Below are 18,762 nucleotides of genomic sequence, written 5' to 3' on the forward strand. Positions count from 1 at the left end.
ATCATGAGTCAATCGGATCAGGAATTGTTGGCGCGCTGCGCCGAGATCGGAACCAGTACGTGGGCGGATGCCATGGACACGCTGGGAATCGTCGGCGTGACGCAGGGAATCACACGTCGGGCGGGGCAGGGACGTGTCGTCGGCTTTGCGGTGACGGCGCGCCATGTCTGGGGCGAGTTGGGCGATTTTGAAAAGTCGGATTTTGCGGTGGGTCGGCTGGTAGCGGCGACAGGGCCAGGGCGCGTGCTGATGGTCGATGCCGGGGGCGCATGCATTTCGACGTTCGGCGGTATCGCGTCGATGGCGGCCTCGAAACGGGACGCGACCGCCGTCGTGATCGATGGGGCATGCCGGGATGTCGATGAGATCCAGGAGACGGGACTCTGGCTGGCCAGCCGTCATGTGACGCCGCTGACGGGCAAGACGCGGCTGCGATTGCAGTCCATGGGCGAGGCCGTCACGATAGGCGGTGTTGCCGTCGCCGAGGGGGATCTGGTGGTTGGCGATGATACCGGCCTGATCGTGGTGCCACGCGGGCGTCTGGAAGAGGTCCTGGTGGCTGCGCAGCAGGCCCTGGAGGTCGATGGCCGTGTCGAGCAGGGAATCCGTGACGGTATGAGTTTTGCCGAGGCGGCCGCCGCGGCGAACTATATTCCTGCCAGCACCGGAGGCCGTGGGTGACGCTTTACGATGTGGTGCAGGTGGCATCGTTAGGCCAGGGCTTCGATGAGCGGCTGGCGGCACGCTATCGCGTCCTGCAAACCTGGCAGTCCCCGCGGGGACTGGCGGGGTTTGGTGATGAGCTGAAAAGTGTGCGGGTGGCGGTGACGTCGGTGCGACATGGTTTTACGCAAGCGATGTTTGAGGCCATGCCCGCGTTGCAAGCGGTCTGCAGCTGGGGTGTTGGCCACGATACCCTGGATCTGGCGGCCGCGGCGGATCGCGGCGTCGCCGTGAGCACGACCCCGGGTGTGCTCGATGATTGTGTGGCCGATTTGGCCTGGGCGTTGTTGCTGTCGACCGCGCGGCGTACAGCCGAGGGCGATCGCTATGTCAAAACGGGGCAGTGGCGGGCGCTGGGGCAATTTCCATTGACGACCAAGGTGTCGGGCAAGCGACTGGGCATCCTGGGGCTGGGCCGTATTGGGGAAGCCATCGCCCGACGCGGGACGGGTTTCGATATGGCGGTTCGCTATCACAGCCGTACGCCTCGGCAGGGCGTCCCCTATGGCTACGAGGCGTCGTTGGTGGCGCTGGCGGGGTGGTCGGATTTTCTGGTGGTGGCTTGCGTGGGCGGTGCGGCCACGCGACATCTGGTGAATGCGCCAGTGCTTCGTGCGCTGGGGCCGCGAGGGATTCTGATTAACATCGCACGCGGCAGCGTGGTCGATCAGGCGGCGCTGTTAAGTGCGTTGCGTTCGGGCGAGCTCGGCGGGGCGGGGCTGGATGTACTGGAGCAAGAGCCTGCGCCGGCAACGGAGTTTGCGGCGTTGGATCAGGTGTCGTTGATGCCGCATGTGGGCAGTGCGACTCGCGAGACGCGCGAGGCGATGTCCGAGCTGGTGCTGGATAACGTGATCGCGTTCATGCAGTCCGGCAAACTCTTGACGCCTATCGCATTGCGGGAGTCGTCGTAATGGCGCAGGCGAGATTGTTGGCCGATCTGAGGGCCTGTGTCGGGCCGGAGCATGTGCTGACCGGCGATGATGCTGTGCCGTATCTGACCGACTGGCGAAAGACCGTGACGGGGCGTGCGGTGGCGGTGGTGCGGCCCGCGAATCGTGATGAGGTGGCTCAGGTGGTGCGCCTGTGCGCGGCGGCCGGTGCGCCCGTGGTGCCGCAGGGAGGCAATACGGGTCAGGTGGCCGCGGCCACGCCGGATGCCAGTGCTTCGGCTGTGGTGCTGTCGTTGCTGCGGTTGAATCGAGTCCGTGCCATTGATCCGGATAACGACACGGTGACGGTCGAGGCGGGTTGCGTCTTGCAGACCGTGCAAGAGGCGGCACGAGAGGCCGGCAGGTTGTTTCCCCTGTCGCTGGGGGCAGAGGGCAGTTGCACGATCGGCGGGAACCTGGCGACCAATGCCGGGGGGACGCAGGTCCTGCGCTATGGCAACGCACGAGAGTTGGCGTTGGGGCTGGAGGTGGTCACGCCCGAGGGCGAAATCTGGGACGGGCTGCGTGGCCTGCGCAAGGACAATACCGGCTATGACCTGCGTGATTTGTATATCGGCAGTGAAGGCACGCTGGGCGTCATTACCGCCGCCGTTTTGAAGCTCTTTCCGTTGCCGCGCGCGCAACGTACCGCGCTGATCGCGACGCCGGGGTTGTCGCAAGCCCTGCTGCTATTGCAACGTGCCCGCGCGGGTTTTGGCGCGGAGCTCACGGCGTTTGAGGTGATGGCCACGCCCTGTTTGCGCGATGTGACGCGTGCCTTTGCGCAGCAGCGATTGCCGTTTACCGAGATTGACGACGACATGTGGTGCGTGCTGTTGGAAGTCTCCGATAACGAGGGCGAACAGCACGCGCAAGATCGGCTCGAGGTCGTGTTGTCGGGGGCATTGGAGGCCGGCGAGGTGTCGGATGTAGTTGTCTCGGTGTCCGAGTCGCAGAGTGCGGCGTTCTGGCATTTGCGCGAGAGCATTACGTTGGCGCTCGCGCAGGCCGACGTTTGCGTCAAACACGATATTTCATTGCCGGCGTCGAAGATCCCTGACTTTGTACGAGAGACGGATCGGGCGTTGGCGACGGCGTTTCCCGGTGTTCGTATGCGCGTGTTTGGGCATTTGGGTGATGGCAATCTGCACTACAACCTGTTGCCGCCGCGTGGTGCGTCCAAGGCGGATATTCAACGCCTGGTCCATGACCGCGTGCACGCGGCGGGGGGTTCGATCAGCGCGGAACAGGGCATCGGCCAACACCGTGTCGAGGATCTGGAACGCTACAAGAGCGACGTGGAGTTGGCGCTGATGCGGCGGATCAAAACGGCGCTCGATCCGCGGGGTGTGATGAATCCGGGCAAGGTGCTGCCTATGGAATCGAAAGGCGATTGTCCGTAGGCCGCGATGCGAAAGTGGCGTGTATCCGGTGTCTGTTCTGGTGCCTGTATTCGGTGCGTAGATTTGGTGTGTATATCTTCTACGGACCTTCATTTTTATTGATCTGAGGAGACAAAATGATGTTTGGTTTTCGCAAGCGCTTTGCGCGTGCCGCGCTTTCCGTGGCGGCACTGTGCGCCACCATGCCGGCCTGGGCATGGCCCGATCAACCTATCGAGTTGATTGTGGGTTTTGCACCGGGTGGAGGTACGGATATCACCGCCCGTTCGTTGGCCGTGTTTCTGGAAAAGGAACTGGGGACGACGGTCGTGGTACAGAATAAGCCGGGTGCATCGAGCGCCATTGCGCTGTCGTATGTGGCGCGCGCCAAGCCCGATGGCTATACGTTGGCAATGACGAATATGCCGGGGCTCGTGTCATTGCCTATTGAACGCGATGCGGGATTTGCGACGACGGATTTCACCTATTTGGCGAATCTGGTGCGCGATCCGAGTGCATTCAGCGTGGCGAGCAACAGCCCGTATCAATCGTTGGAGGCGTTGATTGCCGATGCTCGTGCCAAACCAGGCACGATCAGCTATGGCTCCACCGGTGTGGGCACGGACGACCATTTGGCGTTGGTGCTATTCCAGAGTTTGACGGGCACAAAGTTGAATCACGTGCCGTATAACGGCGCGGGGCCGCTGCGCACGGCGGTGTTGGGTGGGCATACGGTGATTGGGGGTTTGAACCTCGGTGAAGTCATGCCCTATCACGGAAAGAATATGCGTGTGCTGGCGCAGGCGAGTGAAAAGCGGTCGCCGTTAGGGCCGGACGTGCCGACGTTCAAGGAATTGGGTGTCGATCTGGTCTTCGCGTCCGAGCGCGGTATCGTGGCGCCCAAAGGTTTGCCTGACGAGGTATCGGAGAAACTGCGCCAGGCCTTGGGCAAGGTCGCTGCCAATCCTGAATTTCAGGCCAAAATGAAGCAACAGTTCACCGAAATGGATTATCTCGATGGACCTCAATGGCAAGAGCGTCTAAAGGGTGATGATGTGCGCCTGCGTGAAATCTGGGCAAACACTCCCTGGGTGGAATAAATCGGCGGGGGCAAGGTGCAGGCCCTGTGAAAATCCCCTTTGTCTTAAGTAGGGAATGACGTTAACAGGGCCTTTACAGTGACACCCCGAAGAGCTGCTTTAACGCGCTGCGCCCGGAGGGGGTGACCGCGACAGCGCGTGTGCTATCGAGTCGCCGGACCCAACCCTGTTGTAGGTAATGTTGCAGCAGGGCGGCGCCGAGTGTGCCTGCGATATGGTGGCGTCGTTCGCTCCAGTCCAGACAGGGGCGGCAGAAAATGCGGCCGGATTTTCGATGTGTGGGATGCGTCGTCGCGAGGTCGATGTTGATCCCGAGTTCATGGAGCAGCGATGCGCCTTTGGGTGTGAGCGCACCGGCCTCCGAGGTCATCTCGATGTGCCCCGTATCGATCATGCGGTCGGTGATGGCGACGGCGATCTCGCCCGCCAGGTGGTCATAGCAGGTGCGCGCGTAACGCAGGGCCTTGTCGCGGGGGCCGGTGACGACGGTGGGGCCGCGCTTTGCCGTGCCTTGTTCACGTTCGATCGACACCGACATGAGGTGTTCCAGCATGCTTGCCACGGCGGGCGTGGCGAGTCGATGATACTGATGGCGCCCTTGCTTTTCTCGGGTCAATAGACCGGCCCCGCTCAGCTTTGACAAGTGCCCGCTGGCGGTTTGCGGGGAGATCCCCGCGACGTGTGCGAGCTCAGTGGCGGTCAGTGCGCGTCCATCCATCAGGGCGGCGAGCATGTTGGCGCGCGCCAGGTCGCCGATGAGTGCGGCGGTTTCAGCCAGTGCTGCGGTGCTAACCATGGTCGCTCCTGTGGTGAGGCCCAGGGCATTTCGGTGAAATGGCGGTGGGATTTCAGGCAAGCTTAGCAACTTTTCAGCCAGCGATGCTACGGCCTGGACCGTAGCATCGCGTGGTCGGCGCGTGGCAAAGTGTGCGGACTGAATTCTGGAATTTTCCGCTATGTCTACCGCATCGGTGTTGCCGCAATCTGGTTTTTTCGGCGTATGGGTGGTCAGGGCCGCCTTTGTGCTGGCCATGTTTGGCTGGGGGGTAGGGTTCTACGGGCCCGCGATTTATCTGGCGCAGGTGATTACGCGCACGGGGTGGTCGCTGGAGATGGTCTCGGTGGCGGTGACGGTGCATTTTCTGTTTGGCGCGATCGTGGTGGCAAACTTGCCGCGTTTACACGCGTGGATGGGACTCGCGCCGAGCATCGCCCTGGGCGCAGTGTGTACGGCGATAGGGGTGTTGGGATGGGCGGTGGTGTGGCAACCTTGGCAGCTCTTTGTGGTGGCGCTGGTGGGCGGTGCGGGGTGGGTGATGATGGGTGCTGTTGCCGTCACTGCACTGGTTTCGCGATGGTACGCCGCCGGTCGGCCTGTCGCGCTGGGCAAGGCCTATAACGGCGCCAGTATCGGCGGGGCGGTTTTTGCGCCGTTGTGGGTGGCGTTGATTCAGGGACTGGGGTTTCCGGGAGCGGCGGCGTTGGTCGGGGTCGTCATGGTGGTCGTGGTCGCGGGGCTGAGCGTGACGGTTTTTTCTCAGACGCCCGAGCGGCAGGGGCAATCGGTCGATGGCTATGCGGGGGCGGTGGTGAACGTCACGCCCGCCGCATCGGCGGGCAAGACAGATGCGGCCAGGCCTGCGGCATTACCCGGTAAGGCGCTATGGCGCGATCGCGCGTTTTTGACCTTGGCCATCGGAATGGCAATCGGCTTGTTTGCGCAGATTGGTTTGCTGGCGCATTTGTTCAAACTGTTGGTGCCTACGCTGGGTGCGCAGAACGCCGGGTTGTTGATGGGCGGCGGCACGGCGTGCGCGATTGTCGGCCGGGCGGTGGCCGCGCGAGCGATCACGTATGTCGGGGATCGACGCGTGATTGCCGCGGCCAGCTATGGCATGCAGGCCGTGGGGTCCGCGGTACTGCTGTTCGCGTCGCCTGATGGAGTTTGGCCTATTGTGTTGGGCGTTGCGCTGGTGGGGGCAGGGATCGGTAACGCGACGTCGTTGCCACCGTTGATTGCGCAGACGGATTTTGCGACGCGGGATGTGCCACGCGTGGTCGCGTTGATTGTGGCAATGAGCCAGGGGACTTATGCGTTTGGGCCGGCCGTGTTTGGCTTGCTGCAGCATTCGTCGGCGGTGGATGGACCGATGACGATCGGGCCGGATTCCCGTTTGCTGTTTGCGACGGCGCTGGTGATTCAGGTGATGGCGGCAGCTGTGTATTTGGCTGGCCGGCGTCGTGGTTCGGTGGACGCAAAGCGGCTGTGATGCGTTGCGTCCGACCTGTTATCAATTCGCCTTGAAGCCGGTGGCTTTGACGACGGCGGTCCAGCGTTCGGCCTCGGTCTGCAGCAGGCGTTGCAGGTCCTGGCGCGTGGACCCGACGATGGTGAACCCCGCATCGCCCAGCGTGCGTGTTGCCTCGGGAGTGCGCAGCGCGGCGGCGCTTTCGGTCTGCAGGCGATCCAGGATGGCGTCGGGGGTGCCGGCCGGCGCAAACAGGGCGAACCAGGCCCCGAAGTCGACTTTGCCATAGCCGGCTTGGCCAAAGGTGGGCACGCCGGGCAAGGTGGCTGAGGGCTGGGCGCCGGTGATGGCGAGGGCGCGCATTTTGCCGCCCTTGACTTGGGGGGCCGCGAGCGCGGTGGTGACAAAGGCCGCCTGGACACCGCCCGAGATCAGCGCCGAGACCGCGTCGCCGGTGGAGCGGTAGTGGACGGGTTCGATCTGCATGCCGACTTCGCGGGCAAAGAGTTCGGCGCCAAAGTGACCGGGAGTGCCCGCGCCAAAAGTGCCAAAGTTCACGCGGTCTTTGGTGTCTTTGCCGGCGTTGACAAAGTCTGCCAGATCTTTGTAGGGGGAGGTGGCGGGGACGACCAGCACAAAATCAGCGCGGACGACTTCGGAGATCGGGGCGAAGTCTTTGGCGGGGTTGTAGTTCAGGTTGTTATAGGTGGCGGGCGAGATGCTGATGGAGCCAACTTCACCCAACAGCAGGGTGTAGCCGTCGGCGGGACTGCGCGCGACGGCTTGGGCGGCGATTTGGCCGCCAGCGCCGGCGCGGTTTTCCACAACGACGCTTTGTTTCAGGCGCTCGCCGAGTTGCTGGGAAAGGGTGCGAGCGACGATGTCCGGCCCGGTGCCCGGCGGGAAGCCGACGTTCAGGCGAATGGGGGCGTCAGGATATTGGGCAAAGACGGCGGCGGGCAGGCACAGCAGCGCGGTGAGGATCAGTCGACGCAGGGGGAATTGCATGGGTTGTCTCCTTGATTTGGCGATAGGGGCTATGGGTGCGTTGCCGATAGCGATATGTGAGGGCGTGCGTGGTGTCGTGGGGTCAAGCGTGAATGAATGCGGCGAGTGAGTGAGCGCGAGTCGGTGTCGTCGGTATGGTCCACGTGGTTGTGTGTTGGGTGATCAAACAACCGTTCAGCAGACTCGGTAAAAGCAGAGTTCGACGTGATCCGGAAAACGTGCGCCGGTGCCGATGAAAATCTGGTCGTGCAACCAGGCGAGCTCGGGGGCGGCGGTTTCAAATCGCGGGTAGCTGCGAAAGTAAATGCGCGACGGGTCGACGCGTTCGCCACGCGCGAGCTTGGCGATGTCCTCGGCACTGCCGGTACGGATGCCGGTGTTTTCGACATAGACACGGTGGCCTTCGGCGGTTTCGATGACGTAGCGCGCGTGGATGTCTGTATATGTCGCCGTACGTATCGATTGAAAATCGGCGCCGCCGGGCAGGATGATGCCGTTGAGCACGGGGCCCGCGACGATGCCGCCCGTGATCGGAATGACACGGCGACGGCCCTGCGGGGTGTCGCCGACCTCTTGGGGCGGGCCGACCTGTACGTGCAGGGTGGCGATGTGCTCGAGTGGCGGGGGCGTCGGGGATGTCGAGGGCGTGGTCATTTCTTTTCTCAGGATTGACGGCGCAGGGCGGCGGGATCGAAGCCGGCCAATTGCTTGTAGCGCAGTGAGATGGTTTGCAATTCGTCTTCGGGAATGATGTCGGCGATGTGGTTGAAACCTTGCGGTGCGCGCTCTTCGGCCATTTGCATGACTTGTTCGGGGCCATTGAGGCGGTTGCGCAGTACGATCCCGGCGGTGCGCGGTAGGCGTTCGGCTTCGTATTCGAGCAGGGCGGTTTCCAGGACGCGCAGTTTGCCTTGGCGGGCCTGTGCCAGGCTGTCTGCCAGGCAGCGCGCGTCCAGGATGGCTTGTGCCGAGCCGTTCGAGCCGATGGGGTACATCGGGTGTGCGGCGTCGCCCAGCAGGGTCAGGCGACCCTTGGTCCAGCGTGGCAAGGGATCCCGATCGACGAGCGGAAATTCGTAGATGGCCTGGGCGCCGTCGATGATGGACGGGATATCGATCCAGTCCCAGCGCCAGTCGGCAAAGCGGTCGGCAAAGATCGATTTGTCGACGCGGCGATTCCAATCGGTGGCGGGCAGGGTGGCGGCGGGAATGGCGAGTTCAGCGATCCAGTTGATCAGTGATCGACCCTCGCGATGCAAGGCAGCCGAGATCGGATAGCAGACGAATTTCTGGTCTTGGTGGCCCGCCATGAACATGGTGCGGCCGTCGAGATAGGGCGGCGCTTCGGTGACGGCGCGCCACAGCATACGGCCCGAGAAACGGGGTTCGTCACCAGTGGGATAAAACTGGCGGCGCAATGCCGAGTGAATGCCATCGGCACCGATGACGGCGTCGCCCTCGACGGTATGAAGCGACCCGTCGGCGCGGCTGCGAAAATGCGCGCGCGCGTGTTGGGCGTCATGATCGGCGGACTCGAGCACCATGCCTGTCACGATGGCGTCATCACCGAGTCGCGCGCGCACGGCGGCGGCCAGCAGCATTTGAAACTCGCCCCGATGAATCGAAAATTGAGGCAAGGCATAACCTGCCTGCAGGCCACGCGGCTCGCGCCAGATGGGTTGGCCGAGCTTGTTGTAGTAGTGCAGGGCTGACGTCGGGATGGCGTGTTCGGCCAGGGTGTCCAGCAGGCCCAGTGGCTCGAGCTCGTTGACCGCATGAGGCAGCAGGTTGATGCCGACCCCCAGGGGGCGCAGTTCCTGACTGCTTTCGTAGACGCGGCACGAGATGCCCCGCTGATGCAGCATGAGGGCCAGCGTCAGTCCGCCGATCCCGCCGCCGGCGATCACGATATGCATAGCCATTTGTCTCCTGATTGTGGTGGGTTTTTCTGGATTTTATATTGTTATGTACCATAACAAAATAGGCGAATCGGCCACACTGGGGCTAACCCCGAATGCGTTTGGGTGCGTTAGGGACGGGATCAGGCTTGGGCCAGCCGCGCGATGTGGCATATGGGTAGCGTGGCTAGTCGGTCTGGAGTAGTGTGTAGTTCCTTTTGATCGTACGGATTGCCATGGTTTCAGCTTCTGCGTCACGACCCCGCCGGCCTGCTGCGCGCGGTGAACATTTCGAGCCTCATGTTGCCGGGGTGTCGTACGGCGCCCTGGATTCGCTGGTGGGCTATGCCATTCGCCGAGCACAAATTCTGATTTACGAGGATTTTCTGGCGGCACTGGCGCCGTGGGACATTACGCCCCAGCGGTTTTCGGCGCTGACGCTAATTGCGTCGAATGCCGATCTGAAGCTGACGGACGTGGCGCGTATTTTGGGGATCGCGCGGTCGGGGGCGGTGCAGTTGGTCGATCAGTTGCAGGCGATGGGCTATGTCACGCGTCGCGATGCGGCGGGGGATAAACGGGCCTATGCGTTGACGCTGACATCGGCGGGGCGACGGGCGCACACGAGCATCACGCGCGCGGTACGCGCGCACGATCAGCGTATTAGCGCGCAGCTAAGTGACGTGGAGCGCGAACAGTTGATCGGGCTGTTGGGACGGCTGGGATAGGTCAATTTCCGTACCGCGCAGGCCAAGCGCGATACTGCTACGCCTTTGCATGAGCTCGTGTCGCCAGGCTGGCGCCCCATGGCATACGCGGCCGGGATTGACTGTTTTCGGCTCAAGCGTCCAGCACGGGAACAAAGCCGCCGAAGATCATGCGCTTGCCGTCGAATGGCATGGATTCACCCATGTTCTGCATGCGGGGATCCGTCATCATTTTTTCGTTGGCGGCGTCGCGGACTTCTTTCGAGGGATATTCGAACCACGAGAACACGACGACTTCGTCGTCCTTGGCCTTGACCGCGCCGCGGAAGTCGGTGACCTTGCCGTCGGGGATGTCGTCGCCCCAGCATTCGACCACACGAGTCGCGCCGAATTCTTTGAAGATGGGGGCGGCGGCCGCGGCGTGCTTAATGTAGGCCTCTTTGTTGGCGGCCGGTACCGCGGCCACGAAACCTTCTACGTACTTCATCATCATCGGTCTCCTTGATTAAGCAGGGCGAGCCGCCTGCCATATTGGGTGAGGCTCAGATCTGACGAAACTGGATATCAATATAACGACTACCTCGTGTCAAAGAAAGTCCCGGTTACGGCGTGCACGGGACTGCCTGTCGGGGCTGGCCTAACGGCCAGTCCCGACGTTCAACGCGTTACGACAAGGGCAGGACGAGCACGCCTTGTGTGGCGGGGCGCATCATCAGGCGTCGATACCAGGCGGACATCGTCGGCGTGGCGGGCCGTTCGATGGGCATGGAGAGCCAGCGGTGGGCGACGCAGCCCAGCACAATGTCGGCCATGGAGAATTGGCTACCTGCGATGTATTCGTGTTTTTGCAGGGCGTTTTCGAGGATCAGGGCCAGGGCGTTGCCTTGACGTGTCGAGGCTTCGATGGCGGCCAGGTCGCGCTGGTCTTCGGGGGTGCGGATCAGCCCCCGAAACGCGGGCACGATGGCGAGTTGCCATTCGGTGGCGGTCCAGTCCATCCACTGGTCGGCCAGGGCGCGTTGGGCGACGTCTGTGGGCCAGAGGGCGCCTTCGCTGTAGCGAGCGGCCAGGTAGCGCACGATGGCGTTGGATTCCCACAGAATCAGGCCGCCGTCGTCAATGACGGGGACCTTGCGGTTGGGGTTCATGGCGCCGTACTCGGGCGTGTCCAGACCGCCAAATGCGCCGCCGACTTGTTCGGTGGTGTGGGGCAGCGCGAGCTCGCGCACCGCCCACAAGACTTTTTGTACGTTGACCGAGCTTGAGCGGCCCCAGATTTTGATCATGGTGATTCCTTAGGATTGCGGAGCGAGGTGGCGCCGCATGAAGCCTGTTTTGCGGCCAAAGCGGGACCAGTTGAAGGCGGGGCCGGGATCGGTTTTACGGCCCGGCGCAATGTGTTCGTGGCCCCAGACGGCTCGCAGCGGGTAGCGGGCGCGCAGTACGCGGCTGAGTTTGGCGAGCGTGGTGTACTGGGCGTCGGTGTAGGGCAAGGTGTCGGTGCCTTCCAGTTCGACGCCTAGCGAAAAATCATTGCAGCGCTCGCGCTTGCCAAAGCGCGAGGCGCCGGCGTGCCAGGCGCGCTTGCAGGTCGGGACGAATTGCACGAGGCTGCCGTCACGCCGGATGAAAAAATGCGCGGATACGCGCAGGCCGCGCAGTCGTTCGAACCAGGGATGAGCCGTGTAGTCCAGGCGGTTTTGGAAAAGCCTGGCCACGTGCGGGCCGCCGAATTGGTTCGGCGGCAGGCTGATGTTGTGGACGACCAGTAATGAAACCGTGGTGCCCGCTGGGCGGGTGTCGCAGTTGGGCGAGGGCAGCAGGCGCACGGCGGGTGTGGGCCTCAGCCACCCGTGTCGGTCAAGCTGTAGAAACATAGTCAGGACTCGTTAACGGGATGCGTAAACCCCATTATGCCTGCCTTGCTTGATCGATCAACCGGGATCGGCTTGGGGGGCTAGCGTTTGCCCAGTTTGGCGTGCTCGTGGCCGCACCAGGTGTTGCCCTCCAGGAGCAAGGCCTCGGAGCGTGGCAGGTGAATCCCGCAGTGGGCGCAGCGCACCATGGATTCGGCGGGTTGTTTGTCGCCGGGTTTGCGCGCGGCCGGCGCGGCCGGCGCAGGGGGCGTCTGGGAAGCCTGGCGCCTGGCGCTGTTGCGCGCGGACACAATCCGCATGATGACCATGACCGCCAGGATGACGACGACCCAAATTAAGACCTTGCCCACATCAACTCCGATGAAGAATGACTTCCAGCACAAACCGGCTGCCCGTGTAGGCGAGGATTAGAAACGCAAATCCGGTCAACGTCCAGCGCAATGCGACGCGACCGCGCCAGCCGCGGATGTGGCGGCCGAGCAGCAAGACGCCAAAGGTCAACCACGACAGCAGCGTGAAAACGGTTTTGTGATCAAACGGCAGGATGTTGCCTGTCAGGGACAGGGAGGCCATCGAGCCGCTGATGACCGCCGCCGTCAGCACGGCAAAGCCGATCCAGATGACCCGGAACAGGAGGTTTTCCTGGACGAGCAACGGCGGCTGCGCATCGAGGACGCGGCCGATGATGCTGCGCTCGGCGGGCGCCTCGAGCGGGCGGTGCAGGTGGCGGTCGAGCAGGGCCATCAGCAGGGCATGCAGGGCGGCTACGGTGATCAGCGCATAGGCCGCCAGCGCGATCAGCAGGTGCACGCGCAGCGAGCCGTAATCGGTATGGGGTACGACTTGCCCCTGGGGGAACAGCGCTGCCAGCACGCAGACCGCGGTAGCGGCCGGCACGAGCAGCAATTGCAGGCCGTCGATGCGTACAAGCAGGCTTTCGAGCCAGAAGATCACCATGCCCAGCCAGACGGCGGCCGACATGGCGATGGCCCAGCCAAGAAACAGGTGTGAGTTGCCCAGCATGGCCTGATAGAGACCGATGCCGTGCAATACCAGGGCGCCCAGGAGGGCCACCCGGGCGAGTTTGCCCGCTTTTTCGACGCTGCCTGCGCCCTGGAGGCGCCACCAGAGGCCCCCCGCGAGCACGGCATAGGCCAGGGCAGCCGCTGCGTGAAATACAATGCCTAATGACATAAAAACCGTTGTCTGGATGGGGCCGCTTAGGCGCTAGTCGCCGACAGGGGTAAAACCTGTCTGCCCGGGCCACCGTTCAATCAACTAGTGTAAGCGGAAACGCATCTCATGCTCGATAACCTGACACAACGTTTGTCGCGCGTCGTCAAGACGCTGCGCGGCGAAGCCCGCCTGACCGAGGCTAACACGCAGGAAATGCTGCGCGAAGTACGCATGGCCTTGCTCGAGGCCGACGTGGCCTTGCCTGTCGTGCGCGATTTTGTCGCGCGCGTGAAAGAAAAAGCCCTGGGCGAGGAAGTCGTGGGCAGCCTCAGCCCGGGCCAAGCCCTCGTTGGCGTGGTCAGCAAAGAGCTGACGTCGCTGATGGGCGGTGATCTGGGTGCCGGTGCGGGCGACCTGTCGCTGGCGGTGCAGCCGCCGGCCATTATCCTGATGGCTGGCCTGCAGGGGGCCGGTAAGACGACCACCACCGGTAAGCTCGGTCGTTGGTTGGCCGAGGGCAACCACGTCCAGAATGGCCGCAATACCGGCAAGAAAAAGGTCCTGACGGTCAGTGCCGACGTTTACCGCCCAGCTGCTATCGATCAGCTCAAGGCCGTGGCCGCCCAGGCGGGGATTGATTTCCTGCCGTCGGATCCCAGCCAAAAACCCGAAGACATTGCGCGTAACGCCGTCGACCACGCGCGTCGCCATCATTACGATGTGCTGATTCTGGATACCGCGGGTCGCCTGGGTATCGACGAAGCCATGATGCACGAGATCCGCGCGTTGTATGACCTGGTCAAGCCGATCGAGACGCTGTTCGTGGTGGATGCCATGCAGGGGCAGGATGCCGTGAATACGGCCAAGGCCTTTGCAGATGCGCTGCCACTGACCGGTGTGGTCCTGACCAAGCTGGACGGGGACGCGCGCGGTGGCGCGGCGCTGTCGGTGCGTCACGTGACGGGCAAGCCCCTGAAATTCGTCGGGGTGTCAGAAAAGCTCGATGGCCTGGAGCCATTTTATCCAGACCGGATGGCGCAACGCGTGCTGGGCATGGGCGACATTGTGTCGCTGGTCGAGCAGGCCCAAAAGAACATCGACATCGCCGAGGCGCAAAAGCTGGCGACCAAGCTCAAATCGGGCACCAAGTTCGATTTGAACGATTTCCGCGAGCAATTGGGCCAGGTGAAAAAGCTGGGCGATATGGGTTCCTTGCTGGAAAAGCTGCCCTCGCAGTTCCAACAGGCGGCTGGCCAATTGCAGGGGGGGCAGGCTGAAAAGCAGCTGCGCCGTACCGAAGGCATTTTGAATTCGATGACGGCGGCCGAGCGCGCGAAACCCGAATTGATCAAGGCGTCGCGCAAGCGCCGTATCGCAGCCGGCTCGGGCGTGCCTGTGCAAGAGGTCAATCGTCTGCTGGCCCAATTTGAGCAGATGCAGGGCATGATGAAGCAAATGAAAAAAGGTGGCATGGCCAAGATGATGCGCTCCATGGGCGGCATGAAGGGCATGGGACGCTTTGGCGGGATGCGTTAAAGGGCTACAGGCAAAAAAAGCCCCCACGCGGCGCCTTCGGCTTGCTGCCCCCCAAGGGGGCGCTTTTTTGCCTTGGGGCGGCCCGGCGGCAAAAAAACCCCGCGCGGCCTCCAGTGATGCGTGTGCCGGTACGGTAGCGCGGGGATGGAGGTGCGCGGTTGCGCCGAGGCGCGAGCGGCCGACAAGAACATCGCCACGCTGGGACGGCTGGAGAAGACCAAGGAAATAATCGAGCCATACTAATAGACGACCGGTCTAATGGGTGGTATATTCACCTCATGGATACTTTGCGCACCATTGAAACGAACGACGTTCGCCAGAGCATCCTTGCTAACGGCCAACGCATCATGGCCGGCAAGGGTTTCTCTGCCGTGGGCATCAACGAGATTCTGACCGCCGCGGGCGTTCCGAAGGGTTCGTTTTATCACTACTTCGGCTCGAAGGACGCCTTCGGCGAAGCCCTTCTCGAAAATTACTTCGAAGCGTATCTTGCCGAACTCGACGCCACCTTGGGGGCAGCGGGTCTGACCATGGCGCAGCGGCTGATGAACTACTGGACGTACTGGCAGGACAACCAACTGTTCTATGAATGCCAAGGCAAGTGCTTGGCGGTGAAGCTGGGCGCGGAGGTGGCCGACCTGTCCGAGGCCATGCGCCTCGCGCTTCAGCGCGGGACCACCGGCATCATCGACCGTTTGGCGGGCGCAATCCAGGCCGGCGTGAAGGAAGGTTCGCTGTCCGTAGAGGGTACGCCACAGGATGCCGCTCAAAGCCTTTATCAACTCTGGCTGGGCGCGAGCGTGATGGTGAAAATCGTTCGCAACCCACAACCTTTTGAGACGGCCATGACGGCCACTCGCCAAATGTTGCGTCTTTCCAGCTGACCGGAAGGGAAGATGTAGCTGCACTTCTGTAGAAGTGCTTTTTTTATATTGTCATAAAAGACGACCGGTCTAATTGTTTCCTTTCAATCTGGAGCAACAACATGAAAGTTCTGATGGTTCTGACTTCGCACGATCAACTCGGGAGCACGGGCCGCAAGACCGGCTTTTGGCTCGAGGAACTCGCCGCTCCCTATTACGTGTTCAAGGAGGCCGGCTACGAGATCGTGCTCGCGTCGCCGAAGGGCGGCCAGCCGCCACTCGATCCCAAAAGTAACGAGCCCGGTTTCCAGACCGACGCGACCCGCCGCTTCGAAGCGGACGTCGAGGCGAACAAGGCACTGACGAACACCGTGCAACTGGCCGACGTTTCTGCGGATGACTTCGATACTGTTTTCTATCCGGGCGGCCATGGCCCGCTTTGGGATCTCGCTGACAGCAAGGACTCGTCCGATCTGCTTGAGCGTTTCATCGCCGCCAACAAGCCCATCGCATTGGTTTGCCACGCGCCGGGCGTGCTGCGTCACGTGAAGAATGCCGAGGGACGCCCGCTGGTAGAGGGCAGGAAGGTGACGGGTTTCGCCAATACCGAGGAGGCTGCCGTCGGTCTGACCGAGATCGTCCCTTTCCTGGTGGAGGACGAATTGAAGGCCAAGGGCGGCATTTACTCGAGCGGTCCAGACTGGGGTTCGTATGTTGTGCAGGACGGCCTGTTGATCACCGGCCAAAACCCGGGCTCGTCGACCGCTGCCGCCCAGCGCCTGGTCGACGTACTCAAGGCATCGGCATAACCGCCTATGTGGTTTTCGTCTGCGAAGCGGTGAACGATAACCAGGCGATCGTTATCTGTGGGTCGCCGTGGCTGCACGTCATTGACAAAGGCGTAAGTCGAGACCGTGGTGACCCATATCGTTACGGACGTTTTTGGTGAATGCCGTTACTTTTGTCGAAAGAGCACCATGCCGCCGTGATGCAGTTCGTCTTGACTGACGAAGGTGCCATCGGCGGTAAACCCGGTATCGTCCCAGTAATTGATTTGGTTGCCACGGATCTCGTAGCGACCCTGATAATCACTTTCACGATTGCCTCGCGCTTCGTCGTAGCGGCCATTGGGCAAAAGCTCATGGCGAATGTATGCATCCGCCGTGACCCACATGCCGACATAGGTGTGTTGCTGCATAGCGTTGTCCTTTTCGTTGTCCTTTTGATGGGTGGCCGTGGATGCGTTGGCCGGCGGGCGTGTCGCCTCGTTGCCGACCGTTGGCTGAGCCGCTACGGACGCTGCCAGAACGGCAACTATGCCGACCGAGATCCACGTAATGATATTCACGGGTGTTCTCCGTTGGTCGTGGGCGCGGGGACGCGCCGCAGCACATCGTCATAGGGCGTAAGGTCGAGGAACGCGATGACTTCCACTGCGTTTCCGTCGCGCATGCGCAGTATCCATGCGTAGCTGTTGCGATAGGGGACGCCATCGCGCGCCATGCCTTCGCCATCCCAGTTGACAATGACATGGTCGCCGTCCGCCCAGACGCGCTTGTCTACTGGGCGTATCGGGGTCGAAAGGCGAGACACGAATGGACGCACGGCTTGATCGACGAAGACGTCGCGTCCCTGAAAGGTGCCCGCGCTGGGGCCGGACCCTTTGATTGTCCAGACGACATCGGGCGCGAGGAGCTCGTCGAAGAAGCCGGTCCCGCCGCTTTCCCAGCGATCGAAGGCTTCGGTGACGATCTGCTTGTTGCGGGACTCGGCGCTCGTGGCTTGAGAGGCGTACGTCGACTGCGGTAGCAAGGCGAAGCTGGCAACGACGCCGAGGGCGACGAGGCCTGCGCGGAATCGGAGAGAGGTCAGCAATGGCATGTATTCGATCCTTTCATTGGTCAGTGGTTGGACTGGGAGGTGATCGCGTCGAGTGCTTCCTGGGACGCGCGTTGGGTGGCGATGTGTGCTTGAACAGTCTCGTGACGCACCCTTAGTGCAGAGGCTCGCTAACCGACATGTCGACCATCAAACGTCGCTCGCGGTTTGCCGTCATGGCTTGCGGTCGATGACGGTTGCGCCGCCAAACATCAGTTGCTGTGCCATGGGACGGCCCATGAACCGTTCGGGAAAGATCGGGTCCGGTGCGCTGGCTTGGTCGAGGCGGTCGAGTTGCGCTTGAGTGAAGGCCACGGCCAAGGCGCCGAAGTTGTCCTCGGCCTGCGCGAGCGTGCGTGCGCCCACGATCGGCGAGACGACGGCCGGATTGCGCAGCGTCCAGGCTAGCGCCACCTGCGAGCGCGAGACACCGAGTTCCCCGGCAATGTCGCCCACCACGTCGGCGATCGTCAGCGCGTGTTCGTTCAGGTGCCCAGTGGATGCGATGATGCCCTTGCGCGTGGGCGAGACGTCGGCGGCATTCTCGTCGGAAAGATCGGCACGGCTGTACTTGCCGGTGAGGATGCCGCCGCCGAGTGGAGACCAGGGCAACACGCCTAGACCCAGCGCCTGCGCCATCGGAATCAGTTCATGTTCGACGGACCGCTCGACCAGGCTGTACTCGATCTGCAGTGCGACGAACGGCGACCAGCCGCGCAGGTCGGCGATCGTCTGCATTTGTGCGACACGCCAGGCCGGCGTATTGCAGATCGCGACGTACAGGATTTTTCCTGCCCGCACCAGATCGTCGAGCGCCCGCATTACCTCTTCGGGGGTCGTGGTGAAGTCCCACGCATGGACATGGAGGAGGTCGATCCGATCCGTATCCAGTTGGCGCAGACTGGTCTCGACGGAACGCACGAGGTTCAAGCGGTGATTGCCGCCTGAGTTCGGATTGCCCTGTTCGCGCGCCATCGTGAATTTGGTGGAAAGCACGATGCGCTCTCGCTTGTCCTTGATGAGGCCACCCAGGATTCGTTCAGCGCTACCGTTGGTGTAGTTGACGGCGGTGTCGATGAAATTACCGCCGCGATCGACGTACGCATCGAAAATGCGCTTTGCCTCGGCGTCGTCGGTACCCCAACCCCAATCGGCGCCGAAGGTCATGGTGCCGAGTGCCAAGGGTGAGACGCGAAGGCCGGAGCGTCCGAGCAAACGGTACTGGTCGAGAGAGTTTGATGTCGTCATGGGTCGCAATCCTGTCGCGCATCTGCGTCGTGTGGTGATTTGCAGAATCGCGTCGTGTGGTTGATTGACAGAATCTTCGTTCAACCCCTGCTGATGCGGGTAGCCTGCTTGTCCGATTTGCTTGCACGATCGTCCTACGCCGGGTGTTTTTGTCTTTTGGTTTTTTTATTGCCCGCGTAACATGG

At 62.3% G+C, this 18,762-nt stretch carries 21 protein-coding genes; 9 read left to right on the top strand and 12 right to left on the bottom strand.

Translation table 11 applies throughout. The features are described 5' to 3' along the window. The first annotated feature begins 3 nt into the window (after positions 1-3). The 4 genes from ACYVDM_RS21910 (at position 4) to ACYVDM_RS21925 (ending at position 4,137) form a co-directional block, all read left to right on the top strand. Positions 4-681 carry an RraA family protein gene (locus ACYVDM_RS21910; protein WP_415793392.1) on the top strand — a complete coding sequence of 226 codons (678 nt, stop codon included), beginning with the start codon at positions 4-6 and terminating at the stop codon, positions 679-681. After that, positions 678-1,637: a 2-hydroxyacid dehydrogenase gene (locus ACYVDM_RS21915; protein ID WP_415793391.1), complete on the top strand. Its 960-nt coding sequence runs from the start codon at positions 678-680 to the stop codon at positions 1,635-1,637. The genes ACYVDM_RS21910 and ACYVDM_RS21915 overlap by 4 nt, the downstream gene beginning before the upstream one ends. Further along, positions 1,637-3,058 (top strand): FAD-binding oxidoreductase, encoded by a 1,422-nt coding sequence (locus ACYVDM_RS21920; protein WP_415793390.1) that lies wholly within the window; start codon positions 1,637-1,639, stop codon positions 3,056-3,058. The genes ACYVDM_RS21915 and ACYVDM_RS21920 overlap by 1 nt, the downstream gene beginning before the upstream one ends. A 116-nt stretch (positions 3,059-3,174) precedes the next feature. After that, positions 3,175-4,137 (top strand): tripartite tricarboxylate transporter substrate binding protein, encoded by a 963-nt coding sequence (locus ACYVDM_RS21925; RefSeq protein WP_415793389.1) that lies wholly within the window; start codon positions 3,175-3,177, stop codon positions 4,135-4,137. Between the two features lie 73 nt (positions 4,138-4,210). On the opposite strand, the gene ACYVDM_RS21930 is transcribed toward ACYVDM_RS21925, so the two are convergent. Next, entirely contained in the window at positions 4,211-4,933 is a 723-nt protein-coding gene (locus ACYVDM_RS21930; protein ID WP_415793388.1) for an ArsR/SmtB family transcription factor, read from the bottom strand. 160 nt (positions 4,934-5,093) lie between these two features. Between ACYVDM_RS21930 and ACYVDM_RS21935 the strand changes: the two genes are divergently transcribed. Beyond that, positions 5,094-6,407 carry an MFS transporter gene (locus tag ACYVDM_RS21935; protein WP_415793387.1) on the top strand — a complete coding sequence of 438 codons (1,314 nt, stop codon included), beginning with the start codon at positions 5,094-5,096 and terminating at the stop codon, positions 6,405-6,407. A gap of 21 nt (positions 6,408-6,428) precedes the next feature. On the opposite strand, the gene ACYVDM_RS21940 is transcribed toward ACYVDM_RS21935, so the two are convergent. The 3 genes from ACYVDM_RS21940 to ACYVDM_RS21950 all read right to left on the bottom strand — a co-directional run bounded on the left by ACYVDM_RS21940 (position 6,429) and on the right by ACYVDM_RS21950 (position 9,310). Continuing rightward, entirely contained in the window at positions 6,429-7,394 is a 966-nt protein-coding gene (locus tag ACYVDM_RS21940) for a Bug family tripartite tricarboxylate transporter substrate binding protein (RefSeq protein WP_415793386.1), read from the bottom strand. 174 nt (positions 7,395-7,568) lie between these two features. Then, a complete protein-coding gene (locus ACYVDM_RS21945; RefSeq protein WP_415793385.1) occupies positions 7,569-8,048 on the bottom strand; it encodes a DUF3237 domain-containing protein in 480 nt (159 codons plus the stop codon). Between the two features lie 8 nt (positions 8,049-8,056). Continuing rightward, positions 8,057-9,310: a flavin-dependent oxidoreductase gene (locus ACYVDM_RS21950; RefSeq protein ID WP_415793403.1), complete on the bottom strand. Its 1,254-nt coding sequence runs from the start codon at positions 9,308-9,310 to the stop codon at positions 8,057-8,059. Between the two features lie 218 nt (positions 9,311-9,528). Between ACYVDM_RS21950 and ACYVDM_RS21955 the strand changes: the two genes are divergently transcribed. Then, on the top strand, positions 9,529-10,020 hold the full coding sequence (locus ACYVDM_RS21955; protein WP_460475469.1) for a MarR family winged helix-turn-helix transcriptional regulator: 492 nt from the start codon (positions 9,529-9,531) through the stop codon (positions 10,018-10,020). A 112-nt stretch (positions 10,021-10,132) separates the two neighbouring features. Here ACYVDM_RS21955 and ACYVDM_RS21960 read toward each other — a convergent pair whose 3' ends face one another. The 5 genes from ACYVDM_RS21960 to ACYVDM_RS21980 all read right to left on the bottom strand — a co-directional run bounded on the left by ACYVDM_RS21960 (position 10,133) and on the right by ACYVDM_RS21980 (position 13,070). Beyond that, positions 10,133-10,486 (bottom strand): DUF1428 domain-containing protein, encoded by a 354-nt coding sequence (locus tag ACYVDM_RS21960; protein WP_415793402.1) that lies wholly within the window; start codon positions 10,484-10,486, stop codon positions 10,133-10,135. Positions 10,487-10,664: 178 nt separating this feature from the next. Further along, complete coding sequence (locus tag ACYVDM_RS21965) at positions 10,665-11,285, bottom strand: glutathione S-transferase family protein (protein WP_415793383.1); 621 nt, start codon at positions 11,283-11,285, stop codon at positions 10,665-10,667. A gap of 9 nt (positions 11,286-11,294) precedes the next feature. Then, positions 11,295-11,876, bottom strand: a complete 582-nt coding sequence (gene ampD, locus ACYVDM_RS21970; protein WP_415793382.1) for a 1,6-anhydro-N-acetylmuramyl-L-alanine amidase AmpD — start codon at positions 11,874-11,876, stop codon at positions 11,295-11,297. 80 nt (positions 11,877-11,956) lie between these two features. Then, on the bottom strand, positions 11,957-12,226 hold the full coding sequence (locus ACYVDM_RS21975; RefSeq protein WP_415793381.1) for a PP0621 family protein: 270 nt from the start codon (positions 12,224-12,226) through the stop codon (positions 11,957-11,959). A 1-nt stretch (position 12,227) separates the two neighbouring features. Continuing rightward, positions 12,228-13,070 carry a cytochrome C assembly family protein gene (locus tag ACYVDM_RS21980; RefSeq protein ID WP_415793380.1) on the bottom strand — a complete coding sequence of 281 codons (843 nt, stop codon included), beginning with the start codon at positions 13,068-13,070 and terminating at the stop codon, positions 12,228-12,230. 108 nt (positions 13,071-13,178) lie between these two features. Here ACYVDM_RS21980 and ffh point away from each other — a divergent pair, with 108 nt between their 5' ends. The 3 genes from ffh to ACYVDM_RS21995 all read left to right on the top strand — a co-directional run bounded on the left by ffh (position 13,179) and on the right by ACYVDM_RS21995 (position 16,260). Continuing rightward, entirely contained in the window at positions 13,179-14,588 is a 1,410-nt protein-coding gene (ffh, locus tag ACYVDM_RS21985; RefSeq protein WP_415793379.1) for a signal recognition particle protein, read from the top strand. A gap of 278 nt (positions 14,589-14,866) precedes the next feature. Next, the gene (locus ACYVDM_RS21990) at positions 14,867-15,472 is read left to right on the top strand and encodes a TetR/AcrR family transcriptional regulator (RefSeq protein ID WP_415793378.1); all 606 of its coding nucleotides are present in this window, start codon (positions 14,867-14,869) and stop codon (positions 15,470-15,472) included. Positions 15,473-15,573: 101 nt separating this feature from the next. Then, positions 15,574-16,260 carry a type 1 glutamine amidotransferase domain-containing protein gene (locus tag ACYVDM_RS21995; protein WP_415793377.1) on the top strand — a complete coding sequence of 229 codons (687 nt, stop codon included), beginning with the start codon at positions 15,574-15,576 and terminating at the stop codon, positions 16,258-16,260. Positions 16,261-16,406: 146 nt separating this feature from the next. On the opposite strand, the gene ACYVDM_RS22000 is transcribed toward ACYVDM_RS21995, so the two are convergent. The 3 genes from ACYVDM_RS22000 to ACYVDM_RS22010 all read right to left on the bottom strand — a co-directional run bounded on the left by ACYVDM_RS22000 (position 16,407) and on the right by ACYVDM_RS22010 (position 18,577). Then, positions 16,407-16,799 carry an Atu4866 domain-containing protein gene (locus ACYVDM_RS22000; RefSeq protein WP_415793376.1) on the bottom strand — a complete coding sequence of 131 codons (393 nt, stop codon included), beginning with the start codon at positions 16,797-16,799 and terminating at the stop codon, positions 16,407-16,409. Next, positions 16,796-17,326, bottom strand: coding sequence for a nuclear transport factor 2 family protein (locus tag ACYVDM_RS22005; protein WP_415793375.1), 531 nt, complete (start codon positions 17,324-17,326; stop codon positions 16,796-16,798). The genes ACYVDM_RS22000 and ACYVDM_RS22005 overlap by 4 nt, the downstream gene beginning before the upstream one ends. Before the next feature lie 177 nt (positions 17,327-17,503). After that, positions 17,504-18,577, bottom strand: a complete 1,074-nt coding sequence (locus tag ACYVDM_RS22010; RefSeq protein WP_415793374.1) for an aldo/keto reductase — start codon at positions 18,575-18,577, stop codon at positions 17,504-17,506. Between the last annotated feature and the right edge of the window lie 185 nt (positions 18,578-18,762).

This window comes from Bordetella tumulicola, assembly GCF_054779135.1.